The sequence below is a fragment of the Bordetella genomosp. 10 genome (assembly GCF_002261225.1).
Taxonomy (GTDB): Bacteria; Pseudomonadota; Gammaproteobacteria; order Burkholderiales; family Burkholderiaceae_B; genus Bordetella_C.
Window position 1 is genome coordinate 602,163 of record NZ_NEVM01000002.1, and the last position, 17,716, is coordinate 619,878.

Genomic DNA, 17,716 nt, shown 5'->3' on the forward strand with positions numbered 1-17,716 from the left:
CGGACTATTCCGGCTTGATGCCGGCCTCCTGCACGACGCGTTTCCAGCGCGCGGCTTCCTCGGCGACGAGCTTGCCGTAGCCGGCGCTGTCGCTATAGGCGTTTTCGGCGCCCTGGCTCTTCAGGCGCTCCATCAGGCCGGGATCCTTCAGCGCCTTGGCGGCGGCCGCGTTCAGGGCCTGGATGACCGGGGCCGGCGTGCCGGCCGGGGCATGCAGGCCGACCCAGCCGAACACGGTGGCCTTGGGATAGCCGAGTTCGGCGGCTGTCGGCACGTCGGGCAGCAGGGCGATGCGCCGCGGGCTGGTGACGGCCAGCGCGCGCAGCTTGCCGGCCTGCACCTGCGGCAGCGCCGCCGGCAGCGAGGGCGTGGCGACCTGCGCTTCGCCGCTGACCACCGCCATCAGGGCGGGGCCCGCGCCCTTGTAGGGAATGTGCGTCCACTTCAGCCCCGTCTCCAGGCGCAGCGCTTCGCCCGCCAGATGTAGCGGCGAGCCCACGCCGCCGGAGCTGAAGTTGATCTTGCCCGGCTCCTTTTCGGTCAGCGCGATCAGGTCTTTCAGGGAGTTCGCCTTCAGCGCGGGATTGACCACCAGCAGGTGCGGGACGGTGACGAACAGCGCGACGGCCTGGAGGTCCTTGGCCGGATCGAAGGGCATGCTCGGATAGAGGCTGGGCGCGGTCGCCACGCTGGCATCGCTGACCAGCAGGGTGTAGCCGTCCGGCGCGGCGCGCGCCACGTAGGTCATGGCCGTCTGGCCGCCGGCGCCGGCCTTGTTTTCCACGACGATGGACTGGCCCAGGATCGGTCCCATGGCCTGCGCCAGATTGCGCGCGATCACGTCGGTGGAGCCGCCGGGCGGATAGGGCACGACCCAGGTGATGGCATGGTCGGGATAGCCGGCCGCGTGGCCGGCCTGCATGCCGAGCAGCAGGCCCAGCGCGGCGAGGCAGCGGGCGGCGCGCGCTTTCGCGGCGGGCAGGGTAGCGGCGTGTTTCATGCGTGTCTCCAGTCGGTTTCGCCAGGAACGGTCGTTGTGCCGTCCTGGTCGTTTTTTCTCGCCGCCGCTATCGCGCCGGTCGTGTTCGTGCTGCTCGACGCTGCTTCATCCGGTCCGCGGTTCAGCGTCCCGGTTCGGATACTTCATACAACAACGCGTAGACACCATAGGCGTCTTCCTTCCAGCCGCCGTCCGCCAGCGCCTCCGGCGCGAACAGGTCCGCGCGCAAGGCGCGCAGGTCGTCGGCCCGTGACGCCTCGATGAAAACCGCATGTTCAACCTGGGCGTCCGCCTGGCCGGTGACGCGCACGGCGTCCATGCGGGCGCGCACGCCGGGTTCGGCTTCCAGGCTATGGGCGCCCACGATGGCATGCCGTTTCATGGCGGCGCGCAGGCGTTCTTCCAGCCAGGCATGCGCGGCGGCCGCGTCCGGCGTCTCCCGTCGCAGCCGCAGGCTGGCCATCACTGCGCCCAGGCCGCGGCCATGGGTGGCGCGCACCTGGAAGGTATTGCGCGCGACGTTGGAAAAGCCGGCGCGGATGCGCCTGGACTGGTCGCTGATCTTGCCGACCAGGGCCAGATAGCCCGGGCTGGCCAGCGCATCGGGCGTGTCCGCCTCGAACACCGTCAGGTAGCGCGGCGCGCCCTCCAGCGCCTCGAAGCGGCGCGCGCGTCGATAACCGCCGATGTCGATGCGCTCGGGCATGTGTTCCTCGATGTACCAGGCGTCCGTTTCCCGGTCCAGGGCGGGATCGACGTCGATCCATAGCGCGAGCGCGCCGGTTCCCATCATTGCTGCCATCGTCTTTCCTTGTCGTGTGGCGGTGCGCGTCAGTCCACCTTGATGCCGGCCTTCCTGATCACCGCGGACCAACGCGCGTAGTCGTCCCGGATGATGCCGGCGAAGGCCTGCGGCGGCGTGTACGAGGTTTCGGCGCCGACGGCGGCGAACTTCTGCTGGATGTCCGGGTCCGCCACCGCCTGCTTCAAGGCCTGCGCCAGTTTGTCGACGACGGCAGGCGGCGTGCCGGCGGGCGCGATGACGCCGTTCCAGGTGGTGACCACCACGCCGGGCAGGCCGGATTCCCGCATCGTGGGCACGTCCGGCAAGGCGGGTGAACGCTGCTCGCCGGTGACGGCCAGGGCATGCAGCTTGCCGGCCTTGATCAGTGTGACGGCCGAGGGCAGGGTGGCGAACATGGCGTCCACATGGCCGCCCGTGAGATCGACCAGCGCCGGGCCGCCGCCCTTGTAGGGAATATGCGTGACCCGCACGCCGGCCTCGGTCTGGTACAGCTCGGCCGTCAGGTGATTGGTGCTGCCCTGGCCCGAGGAGGCGAAGGTCAGGCTGCCGGGCCTGGCCTTGGCCTGCGCCGTCAGGTCCGCCACCTTGGCCGCCTTCAGGCTGGCGCCCACGACGAGCACGTTGGGAAAGCGGGCGACGATGGACACCGGCGCGAAGTCCTTGGTCGGGTCGTACGGCAAGGTGCCGTACAGCGTGGGACTCATCGCGATTTCGTTGGTGGTGCCCAGCAGCAGGGTGTATCCGTCCGGCGTCGAATGCGCGACGAAGGCGGCGCCGATGGTGCCGGTGGCGCCGCCGCGGTTTTCGACGATGACCGGCTGGCCCAGCGAGACCGCCAGTTTTTCCGCGATGGGGCGGGCGATGATGTCGGCCACGCCGCCGGGCGGGAAGGGCACGATCAGGTGAATCGGCTTGTCGGGATAGGACTGCGCGGCGGCGGCCAGCGGAAAGAGCAGCATGGCCGCCAGCGACGCGGCGCGTTTGAGGACGGTGACGTTCATATCGGTTTCCAGGGGAGGGCGATGGCGCCGTATTCGTGTGCCGGCGGGCATTCAACCGCGCGCCAGCAGCGGCGTGAATTCGCGCAGGTCCGTGTACTCGTCCAGCCGCATCACCGCATCGCGCAGCGCGTGCGCCCGCTTGCATCCCAGCACGGGCTCGGCGTGGCCCACGAACTTCGCGGCGAGTTCTTCGTCGCTCAGGGGCAGCCGGGGGTGTCCCGGGGGGTAGGGGCACATGCGTTGCCGGGTGGTGCCGTCGTTCAGGTGCAGCACGATGCCGCCGCCCGCGGCTTGCGGCCACAGCGCGTCCAGTTCCGCGTCTTCCTGAAGGTCCACCTTGGCCAGCAGCGCCTGCAGGCCGGGATCGTCCAGCGCCTCGGCGCGGAACTGGGCCTCGCCGCAGGCGCCGTCGCGCAGCGCCACGGCGGCGCAGAAATAGAAGCTGTGCTGCGCACTTTCGATGCCGGCGGGATGGCGGCGGTCGGGATGGGCCGAGGGCGTGCGCAGCGCGAAGCTGGGCAGGCGCACCTCGATGCGCGCGATGGCGTCCGCGGCCGGCAGGCCTTGCCGGTGCAGGTCGATGGCGGCGCGCACCGGCGCCGACGCCGTGGCGACCACGGGATAGGGCTTGATGCTGGTTTCCAGCAGGCGATAGCGGCCGTCCAGCGGGGCGGTCAGGGCGGCGACGTCGACTTGGCCGGCCACCGTGTCGGCCCAGCCGTTCTGGCCTTCCATCAGCGCCAGCGGCCCCGTCATGCCATGGCCGGCCAGCAGCGCGGCCTCGACGCCGGCCTTGGCGACCCAGGCTTCGGCGGTCGCCTTGATCATGGAGATCGCGCCGCTCTGCAACTGCGCCAGGGTGTTCTGATGGCTGCCGGCGATGGCCATGGCATGGGCGGTGCGCAGCGGGTCCAGGCCGGCCAGCCGCGCGGCCAGCGCGGCGCTGGAGAACTGCGCATTGGTGCCGTGATGCCAGCCGCGCTTCCACAGCGAGGGCTCGCCGGCATGGTCGGCCAGCCGCAGGTGCACTTCATAGGCGGCCACCAGCGCCGCGATCAGCGCCTTGCCGCCGCGGCGCTCGCGTTCGGCCATGGCCAGCGCCGCCGCCAGGTTACCGCTGGGGTGCGCCGGGTCGCGGCCGAAGTAGTAGTCGTTGCAGTCCAGGTAGCGCAGCAGCCCGCCGTTGACCAGCGTGGCCAGCGCCGCCGAGGTCTTGGCGCCGCTGCCGATCAGCGTGGCCTGCGGCGCGCCGCCGCTGTCGCCGGCATAGCGGCGCAGTGCGTCGGCCACGTCGCTGTCCATGGCGCCGAAGGCGCAGCCCAGCGTGTCCAGGATCAGGCGCTTGGCGTAGGCGACGACCTCGGGCGGCAGTTGTTCGTAGCTGACCCGATGCACGAACTCGGCCAGTTGCCGCAATACGGTCGGCGCGGCGGGGGTGGACGGCGCGGCCATGGCGGTCAGAACGCGAAGCGGCTGGAGCCGCCGTCCACGGGGATGACGGTGCCCGTGACGTAGCTGGCTTGCGCCGAAGCCAGGAACAGGGCGACGGCGGCGATTTCCTCGGGTTCGCCGAAACGGCCCACGGGAATTTCCGCCTGCGCGTATTCGCGCTCGCTTTCGGGCGTGGGATAGCGCTTGGAAATCTGTTCGCTGCGGATGCGGCCCGGTTGCAGGCAGTTGATGGTGACGCCGTCCGGCGCGATCTCGCGCGACAGTCCCTTGGACCAGACGTGGACGGCGGCCTTGGCGGTGAAGGCCGCGTTCAGCATGCGCGGCTCGGACGTGCCCGTGAAGGTGACGATGCGGCCCCAGCCGTGCCGGCGCATGCCGGGAACGACGGCGTGGGTCAATTCGCGGATGCGGAAGAAATTCAGCAGCATGCCTTCGTGCCATTGCTCGCGGGTGGCGTCGAAAGGCACCGGGCGGCTGGCGCCGGCGGCGTTCATCAGGATGTCGACGCGGCCCAGCAGGCGCTGGGCTTCGGCCGCCACGCGCTCGGGCGCGTCCTCGTCGTAGAAGTCCGCCTGCAGGGCGATGATCCTGCCCCCCTTGCCTTGGCTGGCGACCTGCCCGGCGATTTCCGCCGCGCTCTGTTCCACCAGCTCGACGCGGCGCGCGACGGCGACCACGGTGGCGCCGGAGAGCGCCAGCATGCGGGCGGTGGTGCGGCCTATGCCTTGGCTGGCGCCCGTGACCAGGGCGGTGCGTCCTTCGAAATTCAGTTCCATGTCGTCTCTACCTGTCTCTCTACCTGGGGAAGTCGGCGCCGGCCGGGGAAGGGCCGGTGACGCCGGGAGCGTTGCCTGACGGGGCGGTCGCTGCTATTCTTGTAATGTCTCACTGAATGAGACACATGTCCGATTGATGATAATTCTCAGGCGAACGGCGCGGTTTTGTCAACGACACGGCCCGTCGCGGCGCGGCTTTTACAATCTCGGGCGAATCGAAAACTGGCAGGATCGGAGCGCGATGAAACAGACGGCGGGCGAGGCGGCGGGCACGGAAGGCAAGGAAACCAGCACGGTGAAGCGCATCCTGCTGCTGCTGCAATGCCTGGTGGACTATCCCGGCGAATCGGCGCAGGCCCTGGCGCAGCGCCTGAACCTGCCGCGCAGCAGCGTGCATCGCCTGCTGGCCACGCTGCGCGACAACGATTACGCGGGCCATGAGGCCGGCGGTTTCGGCCCGGGGCTGGAGATCTATCGCATGGCGGCCAAGCTGGGCGGGCACATGCCTTATCGCCGGCTGGCCGAGCCCTATCTGCGGGCCTTGTCGGAGCGCTTTCACGAGACCTCGCTGTTGACGCTGCTGGAGCGCCGGCACCTGAAGATGTTCCACGCCGCCAGCGGCTCGCCCGACGATCCCATGCGCTACAACATCGGCTTGAACGTGCTGGAGCCGCTGGTCTGGGGCGCCACGGCGCGGGTCATCCTCGCGCACCTGAGCGCGGAGGAAATCCAGGCCGCCATCGATGCGAGCGGCCCCTCGCCGGTCCAGGGCCTGACGCCCGACGCCACGGAAATCAACGCGGCGCTGGCGCGCATCCGCCGCGACGGCCATGCGGTGACGTACTCGCACCGCACGCCGAATACCGTCGGCGTGGGGGCGCCGTTCTTCGATGCCGAGGGACAGGTGCTGGGCAGCCTGGGCTTTCTGATCCCGACCTTCCGCTGGGAGCAGTCGGACGCGGAAGGGATCATCGGCGCGCTGCGCGAGGCGGCGGGAGCGTTGTCGGCGCAGTTGGGTTATCGCAAGGCGTAGCGCGGCTTCTTGTCGGCCTGCAACGGCGTCCGCTGGTCTTCACGGCCTCGTTTGCGCTATTTTCTGGGTATCGGAAGCAGGGAGATTCCATGGACAAGACCTCGGCGGGGATGCCCGCGGCCTCGGAGCAGGATCGCGCGGTGCGCGCGCTCGACACGATACGGAGCTATCACGCGCATATCTATTTCGACGGGCCGGCGCAGCGCCAGGCCGCCGAAACACTGCGGGAGGAAATCTCGCAACGTTTTTCCGTCCTGCTCGGCCGCTGGCACGACACGCTGGTCGGCCCGCATGCGCGGCCGATGTACCAGGTGGCCTTCGCGGTCGGCGAATTCGCGCGTTTCGTGCCCTGGCTCATGCTCAATCGCCGCGGCCTGTCCGTGCTCGTTCATCCCAACACGGGGCACCCCAGGGCCGATCACGTCGACCATGCGCTCTGGATGGGAGAGATGCTGGCCGTTTTGAATCCGCAGCGTCTTCCCGATACCGAGGGGCCGGAACCGGCCATCGAGCCCAACACGCAGCCCGCGATCGCGCCTTGAGTCTTCCGCGGGACCTTCGCGAGACTGCCGCGCGCCGGGCCATGCGGCATTAGAATGGCGGCCGCTTGAAGTTTCCGCGCCGGGCGCGTGCCGCATGAGGGCTGTATGGTTTCCATTTTCATGAATGGGCAGGACAAGACGCATCAAACCAGCGACTGGCGGATATGGTGGGATGCGAAGCGGGACGCGTTGATGCTGACCTGCGAATTCCGGTCGGGAAAATCCTTTACGCGCCCGTTGAGCGAATGCAGCGTCGCGCCCGCCGAGGAATTGCGGAACGTGCTGTTCGCGGAGAAGGGACGCGCCGTCTACAGCGCCGCCGACAGCGCGGTGATCTACGACGGGAAATATGCCGTCGTTCAGTACCGCGGCAATCCCAGGCAATACGTAAAGAACGCCGCGGACCTCGTCTTTACGCGGGAATCGGCGGTCCCGGCCGGTAATCTGTTTGGCTATTTCGTCTCGGTGGCGCGCGCCCGGCTCGAACAGGCGGTCCAGCGCGGGGAATCGGGCGAGCAGGGCAGGCTCGGCGCCGAGGCCGTGCTGAGCCAGATGGCGAAGGTGACGCACCATCCGGAAACCGCCTTGCACGCCTATTGCATGGCGGAATGCGCGCGGCGGGAACGAGACGGCGCGCTGGTCTTCCCGTTCGGCGTCAACGAGAGCCAGCTACAGGCGGTGGAAAGGGCTTTCGCGTCGCAAATCAGCCTGATCGAAGGTCCCCCGGGCACAGGGAAAACGCAGACGATCCTGAATATCGTCGCCAATATCGTGCTGCGTGGAAAGACGGTCGCCATCGTTTCCAACAACAACTCGGCGGTCGAAAACGTATACCAGAAGCTGGACAAGGCGGGGTTGGGCTATCTCGCCGCCAGGCTCGGAAACGCGGAAAACAAGAGGAAGTTCTTCGCGGACCTGCCCGCCGTGCCCTCGGAGACGCCGGCGCCCGCGCCCGGGTTGCCGCATCTCGACGCCACGGCGGCGCAGCTCAAGCAACTGCTTCATGCCCAGAACGAAGCGGCGCGGCTGCAGGCCGAAGTCGATGAATTGACCATAGAGTGGCAATACCTGCGGCAGTGGCAACGCGACAATATGCCGGCCGCGCCCGTCGCGCTGGAGCGGTACAGGCTCTCCCCGACCCAGGTCACGGACCTGATGGCGTATCTGGACCATCTTGCCGGGAAACGCATCCGCCTGAAGGACAGGGTGGCGCTGCTGCTCAATTTCAGGATCCTGCGCACGCAACCGTTTGCCGACGGCGAAAGCCGCAAGTCCATGGTGCATGCCCTGCAACTGCATTTCTACGAGAAGGCGCTGCGGGACAAGAAGGCCGAACTGGCCGCGTGCCGGCAGACGCTGGAGCGCGGCAACTTCCAGGCCTTGCTGGAGGCGCTGACGGCGGGATCGATGGCGTATCTGAAGCAGTATCTCCATGGCCGCGTATCGGACACGGAAACGTTCGACGAGAATGGATACCGCAGGAATTTCGACGCCTTCGCGCGGCGCTATCCCATCATCGGCAGCAGCACGCATTCCATCGTCAATTCCATCGGCAACGGCGCGCTGCTGGACTACGTCATCATCGACGAGGCCTCGTTGCAGGACATCGTGCCGGGCGTGCTGGCGCTGGCCTGCGCCAGGAATGCCGTGATCGTGGGCGACAGGAAGCAGTTACCCCATATTCCGGCGAATCTGGGCGTGGCGGCGCCCGCCGAATTCTACGATTGCGACCGGTACAGCCTGCTCGACTCGTGCGCGCATGTCTTCAAGAGCGCGCTGCCGGCGACCCTGCTGAAAGAACATTACCGCTGCCATCCCCGCATCATCCAGTTCTGCAACCAGCAGTTCTATGACAACGCGCTGGTCGTGATGACGCGGGATGCCGGGGAGCAGCCATTGAGCCTGCTCGTCACCGCGAAGGGAAATCACGCGCGGGGCAACACTAACCGGCGGGAATTGGAATCCTTCCTGGAAACGCTCAAGGACGACAGCCTCGTCGAGCAGGAGGGGGAACGCAGCCGCGGCTTCATCGCACCCTACAACGCCCAGGTCGATCTTTCGCGGGCGCACCTGCCGCGGGACTTCGAGAAGAAGACCACGCACAAGTTCCAGGGCATGGAATGCGACGAGATCGTGTTTTCCACCGTGCTGGACAAAGCGCGCGCCACGCCGCGCAGCCTGCGTTTCGTCGACGATCCGCACCTGGTGAACGTGGCGGTGTCGCGGGCCAAGCACAAATTCACGCTGGTCACGGGCGACGAGGTCTTCGCGCAGAACAATGGACATATCGCGGCCTTGGTGCGCCACATCGAATACTACGCCGACGAAAAGCAGGTCCGGCGGGCGCCCGTGGTCTCGGCCTTCGACCTGCTCTACAAGGAATACGACCGCTCCCTGGAACGGCTCAATGCCAGGCTGCGGCCCGGCGACTCGCGCTACAAGTCCGAGCAGATCGTGGCGAGGATATTGCGGGATGCCTTGTCCGGGGACGCCTACCGGACGATGACTTTCCATACCCAGGTCAGGCTGAGCCAGATCGCTTCATCGGCCAACGAGGCGTTGACGGCGCGGGAACGGGAATTCATGGGACAGGGCGCCACCTGCGACTTCGTGCTTTATTTCCGCGTGGGGAAGACGCCGGCGGGGGTGATCGAGGTGGACGGCCGGTCCCACGCGACGGCGGCCCAGGCCGAACGCGATGCGCTGAAGGACAGCATCCTGGAAAAAAGCGGCATCGGCTTGCTGCGCCTGTCGACGGCCGAGGCCTATGTCGAGGAGAAGGTCTCGGCCTTCCTGGCGCGTTGGGGCCATGACGACGCCGCCGCCGCCGCCGCGCGCGGTTCCTGAATCCTGGGACGGGCGGCAAGGTCTGCCTTGTGCCGGCTCGCCCGCATCTTGCTTTTGCCCGTCCGAATGCTATCTTCGGGAAAGCCGCTACCTGCCGCTACCTATATATCCTGGAGACATTTTTCATGGCAGCCTTCACTTCTTCCCAGTTGCGCGCCGCGCTGAACGGCATTTCCGGCATCCTGGTCACGCCCTTCGACGGGCAGGACCAGATCGCGCCGCAAAGACTCGTTCCCATCGTCGATCGCGCCGTGGACGCCGGCGTGCACTGCCTGGTCGTGAACGGCAATACCAGCGAGTTCTACGGCCTGTCGCCGGAGGAAGCGGTGGCCATGGCGCATGCGGCCACCGAGCAGGTGGGCGGCCGGGCGCCGGTGCTGGGCGGCGTGGGGCGCGACGTCGGCCAGGCTTGCCGCCTGGCGCGCGAGTCGGCGCGCGCCGGCGTCAGCGGCCTGATGGTGCATCAACTGCCGGATCCCTTCGTCGCGCCGCGCGGCGTGGTCGAGTACGTCAAGCGGGTCAGCGACGCCAGCGGCGGCCTGCCCATCGTGCTGTATCTGCGCAATGAGGGCATCGGCCTGGCGGCCATCGAGGCCTTGTGCCGCCTGCCCGGCGTGGTCGGCATCAAGTGGGCCTCGCCCACGCCGCTGCTGATGGGCGAGGCCATGCGGCGCTGCGCGGACCTGGACCTGGCCTGGGTGTGCGGCCTGGCCGAGATCTGGGCGCCGCCGCTGTACGCCATGGGCGCGCGCGGCTTCACCTCGGGTCTCATCAACGTCAAGCCTTCCCACTCGGTGGCGATACACCAGGCGCTGGAGGCGGCCGATTATCCGCGCGCCCGCGCGCTGATCGAGCAGATGCGCGCCTTCGAGTCCTTGCGGGCGGAGGAACAGAATGGCTGCAACGTCAGCGTGGTGAAGGCGGCCCTGCAATGGCTGGGCCAGGACTGCGGCGCGCCGCGCCCGCCGGCGGCATGGCCCCTGGCGGAGGCATCGGCGCAGGCCCTGGACAAGCTGCTGGCCGGCTGGCGCGACTGAGCCGCACCGGCCCGGGCGGCCAAGGGAAACTCCTAGATGGTTTCCCGGGTTCGCTTGCACGACCATACGGCTTTCCCTGCCGCTCATGGAGTGCTGGATGTCTTTGACTCGCCGTCACCTGCTGGGGGCGCTGGCCGCCTTGCCCTGCGCGATCCGTACGGCCCGGGCCGCGGACAAGTTTCCCGACCATCCCATCAGGCTGCTGGTCGGCTTCGCGCCGGGCGGCCTGACCGATATCGCCGCGCGGGCGCTGGCCGAGCGCATGGGGCCGGCCATGAACGGCAACGTGGTGGTCGAGAACCGTCCCGGCGGCCAGGCCATCATCGCCACCGTGGCCGTGGCGCGCGCCAGGCCGGACGGCTATACCCTGGGGTTCGCCGGCACCAACGGCATGATCCTCAACCCGCTGCTGTACACCAACCTGCCGTACAAGCAGTCCGACTTCAAGCAACTGGGCTCCATGGGAAAGTCGCCCATGGTGCTCATCGTCAATCCCGCCCTGGGCGTGAACAGCGTGGCCGAGTTCGTCGCGCTGGCCAGGAAGAAGCCGGGCGACATCACCTGCGCGCATGCGGGGATCGGCGTCATCAACCACCTGGCGATGCTGCATTTCCAGTCGCAGACCGGCACCGAGTTCCAGGGTGTGCCCTACAAGGGCAGCGGCCCGGCGCTGATCGACATGATGGGCGGCACGGTCATGAGCACCTTCGACTTCCCGACCTCGGCGCTGGGCCACATCAAGTCCGGCAAGCTCAAGGCCCTGGCGGTGACGGCGGACAAGCGCCTGTCCAGCCTGCCCGACGTGCCAACCATGGCCGAGGCCGGCGTCTCGAACATGGAGCTTTACACCCGCATGATGATTTCGGGCCCCGCCGGCATGCCGGCCGACGTGGTCAAGGTGCTTGAAGCCGCCGTGAAGAAGGGCACCGAGGACCCGGGCTTCATCAAGCAGTTCGCCGACCAGGGCGTGGCGATCGAATTCGCCTCCTCGGCCCAGATGGACAAGATCCTCGCCGAGGAGAACGCGCTGTGGGCCAAGGTCATCCGCGACAACAAGGTGCCCAAGACCGAGCTGAACAGTTGAAGGGGCGGACGGGCTCATGACCTCTCGCATCATCGTCACGCCGGAACGCGCCCTCATCGACGTCGAGCGCGACATCCGGCTGGAGGGCTTCGCGCCCTACGCCTTCGTCACCGTCACGGTGCGCATGCGCATGTGCGGCGCCCTGTGGGCGTCGGAAGCGGTCTTCCTGGCGGGCCATGACGGATGCCTGGACCTGGGCCGCGACAGCCCGGTGTCGGGCGACTACTCGGAACCGTCCGCCATGGGCATCGTCTGGTCCATGCGTTGCCAGGAGATGGAACGGGTGGTGTTTCCGCCGGACCGCGCGGACGCGCTGACCATCGAGATCCATGCCGCCGGCGGCGACGTGTCGGCCGACGCCGTCCTGGTCCAGGAATTTCTCGCGGCGGGGGTGACGCACGAACCGGTGCGCGCCGAAGTGGAAGGCATGTCCCTGTCGGGCGAGCTGTACACGCCGCCCGGTCCGGGGCCGCATCCCCTGGTGATCTACATGAACGGCTCGTCCGGGGGCGTGAACGCGCCGCGCGCGGCGCTGTTCGCGGCGCGCGGCTACCAGTGCCTGGCGCTGGGCGTGTTCAATTACCCGGGACGCCCCAAGTATCTCAATGACATGCCGCTCGAATACTTCGAGCAGGCCTTGCTGTGGGCGCGGCGCACGCTCAAGCCGAAAAACGGTTTCGTGGCGGTGTCCGGCATCAGCCGGGGCGGGGAGATGTCGCTGCTCCTGGCGGCGCATTATCCGGCGCTGGTCAGCGCGGTGGTGGCCTACGTGCCGTCGCCCGTCACGCATGGGGTGGTGAGCGCCGGCGCGCCGGGCACCGGCCGCGACGCGCAGGCCTGGACCCTGGGCGGCAAGCCCTTGCCCCACTTGTGGCAGGACAATGCCACGGCCGACTGGGAGGCCGCGTACGCCACGCCGCCGCCTTACCGGCAGACGCTGGCTTTCCTCAGCGCCACGCGCGACAGCGCGGCCTTCGCGCGGGCGCGTATCCCCGTCGAGCGATTTCCCGGCCCGATGCTGCTGGTGAGCGCGTCCGACGACGGTTTCTGGCCCAGCACCGCCTATTCGGAGATCGTGGCGCGGGCGCGCCGGGCGGCCGGCCTGCCGGTCGAGCATCATGTCTGCGCCGGCGCCGGCCATCACGTGCACTATCCCTGGCTGCCGGGCACGCTCATCAACAAGCCCCACGCCATGTCGGGGCTGCTGCTGGACGCGGGAGGAACCGCGTCCGCCAATGCCGCGGGCAACGCGCAATCCTACCGGGCGGTGCTGGATTTCCTCGGGCGGGCGGCCCTCAGCGCGTCGCCAGGATGAACAGCCGCGGGAAGGGCAGCAACACCGTGCCGCTGGGCAGGGCGGGGTAGGCCTGCTCGATGCGCGCCTTGTACATCTGCAGGAACACGGTTTTTTCCTCGTCGTCCAGCTTGGCCAGGAAGGGGCGCAGCGCCGATCCCTTGAACCATTCGACGACGGCCTGGGCGTTTTCCAGCGGATGGAAATACGTCGTGCGCCATACGTCGATGTGCTGGCACAGGGGTTGCAGCAGGCCGTAGTACCACTGCGGGGCGTGGCGATTGTGCTGGCGCACTTGCGCGATCTTGCCGCCCCAGCGGGGATCGGCCGCGACTTCCTGGGCCAGCACATGGGCGGGCTCCTGCAGGTTGTCCGGCGTCTGGATGGCCAGGGTGCCGTTCGGCGCCAGGCAGCCGACCAGGCGCGGATACAGCGTCTGGTGGTCCGGCAGCCATTGCAGCGAGGCGTTGGCCAGGATCACGTCGCAGCCGGCGCCGGGCGTCCACTGCGCGATGTCGGCCAGCTCGAACGTGGTTTGCGGCGACCGCTTGCGCGCCGCGGCGATCATGTCCTGGTCGCTGTCCAGGCCCGTGACGCGGGCTTGCGGATAACGCTGCGCGAGGACTTCGGTCGAGTTGCCCGGGCCGCAGCCCAGGTCGACGGCGGTCTTCACGTCCTCGTTGGGAATCGCCGCGACCAGGTCGCGGACGGGACGGGTGCGTTCGGCTTCGAAGCGCGAATACTGCTGCGCGGACCAGGTCATGGCGGTCTCCCTTTTGTCGATCTGCGGAAAGTGGACCGGAGAAGATTACGCTATCGGGGCTTACAAATGCTCGCATGCGGCGCGGTCTATCGCGCCGGCAACCCCAGTTGCGGATCGTTCAGGAAGGTTTCGCTCCAGTAGTCGATGACGGCCCGCACGATCTTCGCGCGCTTCAGGTCCCGATGGGTGACGAGCCACAGCTCCGGGCAGAAGGGCCCGGCCGGGCTTTCCAGCCGGACCAGCGTCCGGTCGGCGTCCCCCAGGAAACAGGGCAGGGCGGCCACGCCGCAGCCTGATAGGGCGGCCATCAGATGGTCGCTGGTGCTGCTGAACTGGCAACGGATGGCGCGTTGGCCGGCGGAGGCGTTTATCCATTGCGCCAGGGGCAGGCGGCCACGCTGCGGCTCATAGCCGATGAAGGCCCAGCGCGACGGATCGCGCAGGTCGGGATAGCGGCGGCTGGCGTACAGCGCGAAGGGCAGGCGGCCGATGCGCCGGGCGACGTTGCTGGCTCCCTTGGGCCGGACCATCCGTATCGCCACGTCGGCTTCGCCGCTGGCCAGCGACACCTGCCTGGCCTCGGACGATACGGCAAGCTGGATGCCCGGATAGGCCGCCTGGAAATCCGCCATGCGCGCGGCCAGGAAATGCGTGGCGAGCGCGGGCGGCGCGCTCAGCGAGACCCGGCCCTTCAGGGCGGTCTGGCCGGCGCGCGCATGCCTTTCAATGGCGAACGCCGCCGTCTCCATGGCCTTGGCCTGTTCGAAGACCTGCATGCCGGTGGACGTCAGCCGGCAGGCCCGCGGCAGGCGCTCGACCAGCGGCGCCTGCACTTCGTTTTCCAGCGCGGCCAGCCGGCGGCTGACCGTGGCGTGGTCCACGCCCAGGGCGCGCGCCGCGCCGGACAAGGTGCCGGCCCGGCCCACCGCGAGGAAATGCCGCAAGTTTTCCCAATCGAACATCTGTGCGTTTTCTCCAGGTTGACGTGCGATTTTAGGGAATTTACGCGGATAGGGGCCATGCGTAGCATCGTCCGCTTCCGGATTACCAGGCTTCGATCATGTCTTCTCCCGTTTCTTCACCGCGCGGCACCCTGGCCGCGACCGCGCTCGGCTTCGTCGTCGTGCTGCTGGACGTGAGCGTCGTCAATGTGGCGCTGGATGCCTTGCGGCAGGAGTTCGCCACCGACGTCGCCGGCCTGCAATGGGTGGTCAACGCCTATACGCTGGCCTTCGCCGCGCTGCTGTTGACCAGCGGCGCGCTGGGCGACCGCTTCGGCGCGCGGCGGATCTTTCTGTGCGGTTTCTGGCTGTTCACCCTGGCCTCGGCGGCTTGCGGTCTCTCCACCGGTCTCGCCATGCTGGTGGCGTCGCGCATCGTGCAAGGCATAGGCGCCTCGCTGCTGGTGCCCAACTCGCTGTCCCTGTTGCAGCGCGCCTTTCCCGACAAGCTGCGGCGCAGCCGCGCCCTGGGCTGGTGGGGCGGCATCGCCAGCCTGGCGCTGGCGGCCGGGCCCGTGGTGGGCGGGCTGCTGGTCGCCCATTGGGGCTGGCGCGGCATCTTCGCCGTCAACCTGCCCATCGGCGTGCTGGGCGGCTGGCTGACCCTCAAATACGTCGCCGCCGACCCGCCGGGGCATGCGCGTGGTCTGGACTGGCCGGGGCAGGCCACGGCGATCCTGGCGCTGACCGCGCTGACCGTGGCGCTGATGGAGGTCGGCCGGCTCGGATGGTCGAGTCCGTGGGTGACGGGCGGCTTGCTGCTGTTCGTGGCGGCCGCCGCGGGATTCCTCCACATCGAAGCGCGCAGCCGGTCGCCGATGCTGCCCCTGGCGCTGTTCCGGACGGCGGCCTTCACGATGGCGTCCCTGTCCGGCGTCGTCGTCAACTTCGCCTACTACGGGCTGATCTTCGTCTTCAGCCTGTTCTTCCAGGTCGAGCAGGGGCTGTCGCCGGCGCGCACGGGGTTGGCCTTCCTGCCGATGACGGTGGTGCTGCTGGCGGCCAACCTGGCGGCGAGCCGGCTGATCGCGCGGATCGGCGCGCGATGGTTGATGGCGCTGGGCTTGTTCGTCGCTGCCTCCGGCTATCTGCTTCTGCTGCCGGTCCGCATCGAGGGCGCCTACGGCTGGCTGGCGCTGCCCATGCTGCTGGCCGCCACGGGCACCGCGTTGACGGTGCCGACCATGACCAACATCACGCTGTCGTCGGTGGCGGCTTCGCGCGCGGGCATTGCGTCCGGCGTGCTCAACACGGCGCGGCAGGTGGGCGGCCTGCTGGGCGTGGCGGTCTTCGGCTACCTGGTGCGCGATACCGCGCCGGCGGCCTTCATGGCGGGGATGCGCTGGTCCGCCGGCCTCGCGGCCGTGCTGCTCCTGGCGGCCGGCGTCATGTGGTGGCTGGGCGTGAAGGAGGAGACGGGGCGGCGCATGCGGCGGGGCGTGCATGCGGCGAGGGGTCGGGCTAGTGTCCCGTCCCGGCGCACGACGCCAGGTCCGCGACGTGGACCATCAGCTCGCGCACCTGATGCAGCGTGGCGTACTGTTGCAGGACGGGGCGCCATTGCGGCGACGACAGCAGCTTGCGCCAGACCGGTTCCAGCGTCGACCGATCGGCCGGCGCGTTTTCCGCCAGCCGCGCCGCGTAGGCCAGGCTTTCCGGCGCCGACAGGAGCTGCATCCGGCTGGCGGCATTGAGCAGGCGCGGCGCTTCGTCGGCCGGGGCGTCGCAGCAATAGAGCACCGCGCCGGCCAGGCCGTCGCCTTCCGCGGGCAGCGCTTGCAGGGAGGCGCCGCGCAATGCCACCGTGCCCTGGTTGCAGGCGAAGGCGTAGCAAGCGCCGGCGTCGGCCTCCTTGAGCAGCCGCAGGCCGCGCGACAGGCGCGGATAGTCGGTGGTGGCCGCGTCCACCGACGACTTGACCTCGGCCACCAGGCAGACGTCCCAGGTTTCCTTGGCATCGTGGGCCTCGCGCGGGATGGCGGCGCGCCGCAGCAGGACCACGTCCCATTCCGTCTTGGCGCGTTCGGCCTTGCCCGCGATCGCCGCCGGCACGCGCATGGAGGTGACGACGCGGTAGGCCGCGGGATCGCCCGCCGCCTCGCCCAGCCGCCGCGCCCAGGCTTGCAGCGCTTCGGCCGCCAGGGCTTCGACGGCGGCGCCGCGCTGCTGCGTGGTGCGGCCCAGCGCGGCGGCCTGCGCGCTGCCGGAGCGCGGGCCGCGCCTGTCCCACAGGGCTTCGTACTGGCGGACCCCGGCGTCCTCCGCCAGGCCGGCCAGGCGTTGCAGTCTTTCCAGGGCGGCGTCGTCCGATAGTTTCAGCAGGCCGCTCGCCAGGGGCGGGTCGGCGGCGATCTCCGGGATGAGCAGGGCGCGCCGCGCGGCGTCGGCCAGGGCGGGCCAGGCCGCGGCCGCGGCGTGGGCCTGCAACTGCGCCAGGGTCTCGCGCAGCACGCCCGGCGGCAGGCCGCGTTGCTTGCCGGGATGGGCGACGGCGTTCACGGCCGAGCGGACCTGGCGCCGGTCCCGCTCGGCATGGGCGGAGAGGGAAGCGTATTCGCGCACCCGCGGCGCGCGGTGCCGCAGCACCATGGCCTGGAAGGCGAAGTCGCCGCCGGCCGGACGCATCGCGTCCTGCACCAGCCGCGCGAGCGCGTCGATGAATGCGTCCTTGACGCTCGTGTACGGTTCACGCTCCCGCGCCGTGGCCACGCGCGCCTGTTCGATGACCCGCGCCAGCACGTCGGCGGGATTGTCCTCGCGCGGCGCGGCGGCGATGACTGGGGCCGTCGTTGCCGCCGGGGTCGTTGGGAGCTTAGGGGTCGCCAGAGTCGTCGAAGCTGGCGACGCCGACGGATCCGCCGGGATGCGGTAGCGCCGGACGACCGCTTGCAGCATGTCGTCGAGGGCGTCGGAGCGGGGCGTGCGGTCGTCTTGGGGCATGGACACGTCGCGTTTGCGATGCACCAGGTCAGCGGATGGCCGGCAGGCGCCGGCGCGCGGCATGGTGTCGCCGGAGTATACAAAGCCGGCCGCGACCCGGCCCGGCAGGCCCGCGCATGGGGGGCACATCGCGGGTGATAC

The 17,716-nt window shown here is 69.1% G+C and carries 14 protein-coding genes and 1 pseudogene; 7 read left to right on the forward strand and 8 right to left on the reverse strand.

Features of this window, described 5'->3' with window-relative positions; translation table 11 throughout:
- Positions 1-4: 4 nt before the first annotated feature.
- From CAL29_RS12105 to CAL29_RS12125, 5 genes are all read right to left on the reverse strand, one after another.
- Entirely contained in the window at positions 5-1,000 is a 996-nt protein-coding gene (locus tag CAL29_RS12105; protein ID WP_094853278.1) for a Bug family tripartite tricarboxylate transporter substrate binding protein, read from the reverse strand.
- A 121-nt stretch (positions 1,001-1,121) separates the two neighbouring features.
- Positions 1,122-1,802, reverse strand: a complete 681-nt coding sequence (locus CAL29_RS12110; RefSeq protein ID WP_143277659.1) for a DUF4286 family protein — start codon at positions 1,800-1,802, stop codon at positions 1,122-1,124.
- A gap of 29 nt (positions 1,803-1,831) precedes the next feature.
- Positions 1,832-2,806 carry a Bug family tripartite tricarboxylate transporter substrate binding protein gene (locus CAL29_RS12115; protein WP_094853280.1) on the reverse strand — a complete coding sequence of 325 codons (975 nt, stop codon included), beginning with the start codon at positions 2,804-2,806 and terminating at the stop codon, positions 1,832-1,834.
- Positions 2,807-2,857: 51 nt separating this feature from the next.
- Positions 2,858-4,258 (reverse strand): MmgE/PrpD family protein, encoded by a 1,401-nt coding sequence (locus tag CAL29_RS12120; RefSeq protein WP_094853281.1) that lies wholly within the window; start codon positions 4,256-4,258, stop codon positions 2,858-2,860.
- 5 nt (positions 4,259-4,263) lie between these two features.
- Entirely contained in the window at positions 4,264-5,034 is a 771-nt protein-coding gene (locus tag CAL29_RS12125; RefSeq protein WP_094853282.1) for an SDR family NAD(P)-dependent oxidoreductase, read from the reverse strand.
- Positions 5,035-5,275: 241 nt separating this feature from the next.
- Between CAL29_RS12125 and CAL29_RS12130 the strand changes: the two genes are divergently transcribed.
- From CAL29_RS12130 to CAL29_RS12155, 6 genes are all read left to right on the forward strand, one after another.
- A complete protein-coding gene (locus tag CAL29_RS12130) occupies positions 5,276-6,067 on the forward strand; it encodes an IclR family transcriptional regulator (protein ID WP_179283996.1) in 792 nt (263 codons plus the stop codon).
- A gap of 89 nt (positions 6,068-6,156) precedes the next feature.
- Positions 6,157-6,609: a DOPA 4,5-dioxygenase family protein gene (locus CAL29_RS12135; protein WP_256977400.1), complete on the forward strand. Its 453-nt coding sequence runs from the start codon at positions 6,157-6,159 to the stop codon at positions 6,607-6,609.
- A 105-nt stretch (positions 6,610-6,714) separates the two neighbouring features.
- A complete protein-coding gene (locus CAL29_RS12140) occupies positions 6,715-9,456 on the forward strand; it encodes an AAA domain-containing protein (protein ID WP_094853284.1) in 2,742 nt (913 codons plus the stop codon).
- 125 nt (positions 9,457-9,581) lie between these two features.
- Entirely contained in the window at positions 9,582-10,493 is a 912-nt protein-coding gene (locus CAL29_RS12145) for a dihydrodipicolinate synthase family protein (RefSeq protein WP_094853285.1), read from the forward strand.
- A 97-nt stretch (positions 10,494-10,590) separates the two neighbouring features.
- Complete coding sequence (locus CAL29_RS12150) at positions 10,591-11,577, forward strand: Bug family tripartite tricarboxylate transporter substrate binding protein (RefSeq protein WP_094853286.1); 987 nt, start codon at positions 10,591-10,593, stop codon at positions 11,575-11,577.
- A gap of 16 nt (positions 11,578-11,593) precedes the next feature.
- Positions 11,594-12,892, forward strand: a complete 1,299-nt coding sequence (locus CAL29_RS12155) for an acyl-CoA thioesterase/bile acid-CoA:amino acid N-acyltransferase family protein (RefSeq protein WP_094853287.1) — start codon at positions 11,594-11,596, stop codon at positions 12,890-12,892.
- On the opposite strand, the gene tam is transcribed toward CAL29_RS12155, so the two are convergent.
- Complete coding sequence (tam, locus tag CAL29_RS12160) at positions 12,873-13,634, reverse strand: trans-aconitate 2-methyltransferase (RefSeq protein WP_094853288.1); 762 nt, start codon at positions 13,632-13,634, stop codon at positions 12,873-12,875. The two genes, CAL29_RS12155 and tam, sit on opposite strands and share 20 nt — an antisense overlap.
- Before the next feature lie 86 nt (positions 13,635-13,720).
- Positions 13,721-14,596 (reverse strand): LysR family transcriptional regulator, encoded by an 876-nt coding sequence (locus CAL29_RS12165; protein WP_094853289.1) that lies wholly within the window; start codon positions 14,594-14,596, stop codon positions 13,721-13,723.
- Between the two features lie 98 nt (positions 14,597-14,694).
- On the opposite strand from CAL29_RS12165, the pseudogene CAL29_RS12170 reads away from it, so the two are divergent.
- Positions 14,695-16,134 (forward strand): annotated as a pseudogene (locus tag CAL29_RS12170) (MFS transporter); the annotation flags it as partial.
- Here the strand turns inward: CAL29_RS12170 and CAL29_RS12175 are convergent.
- Positions 16,097-17,575 (reverse strand): hypothetical protein, encoded by a 1,479-nt coding sequence (locus tag CAL29_RS12175; protein WP_094854036.1) that lies wholly within the window; start codon positions 17,573-17,575, stop codon positions 16,097-16,099. The pseudogene CAL29_RS12170 and the gene CAL29_RS12175 sit on opposite strands and share 38 nt — an antisense overlap.
- Positions 17,576-17,716: the final 141 nt, after the last annotated feature.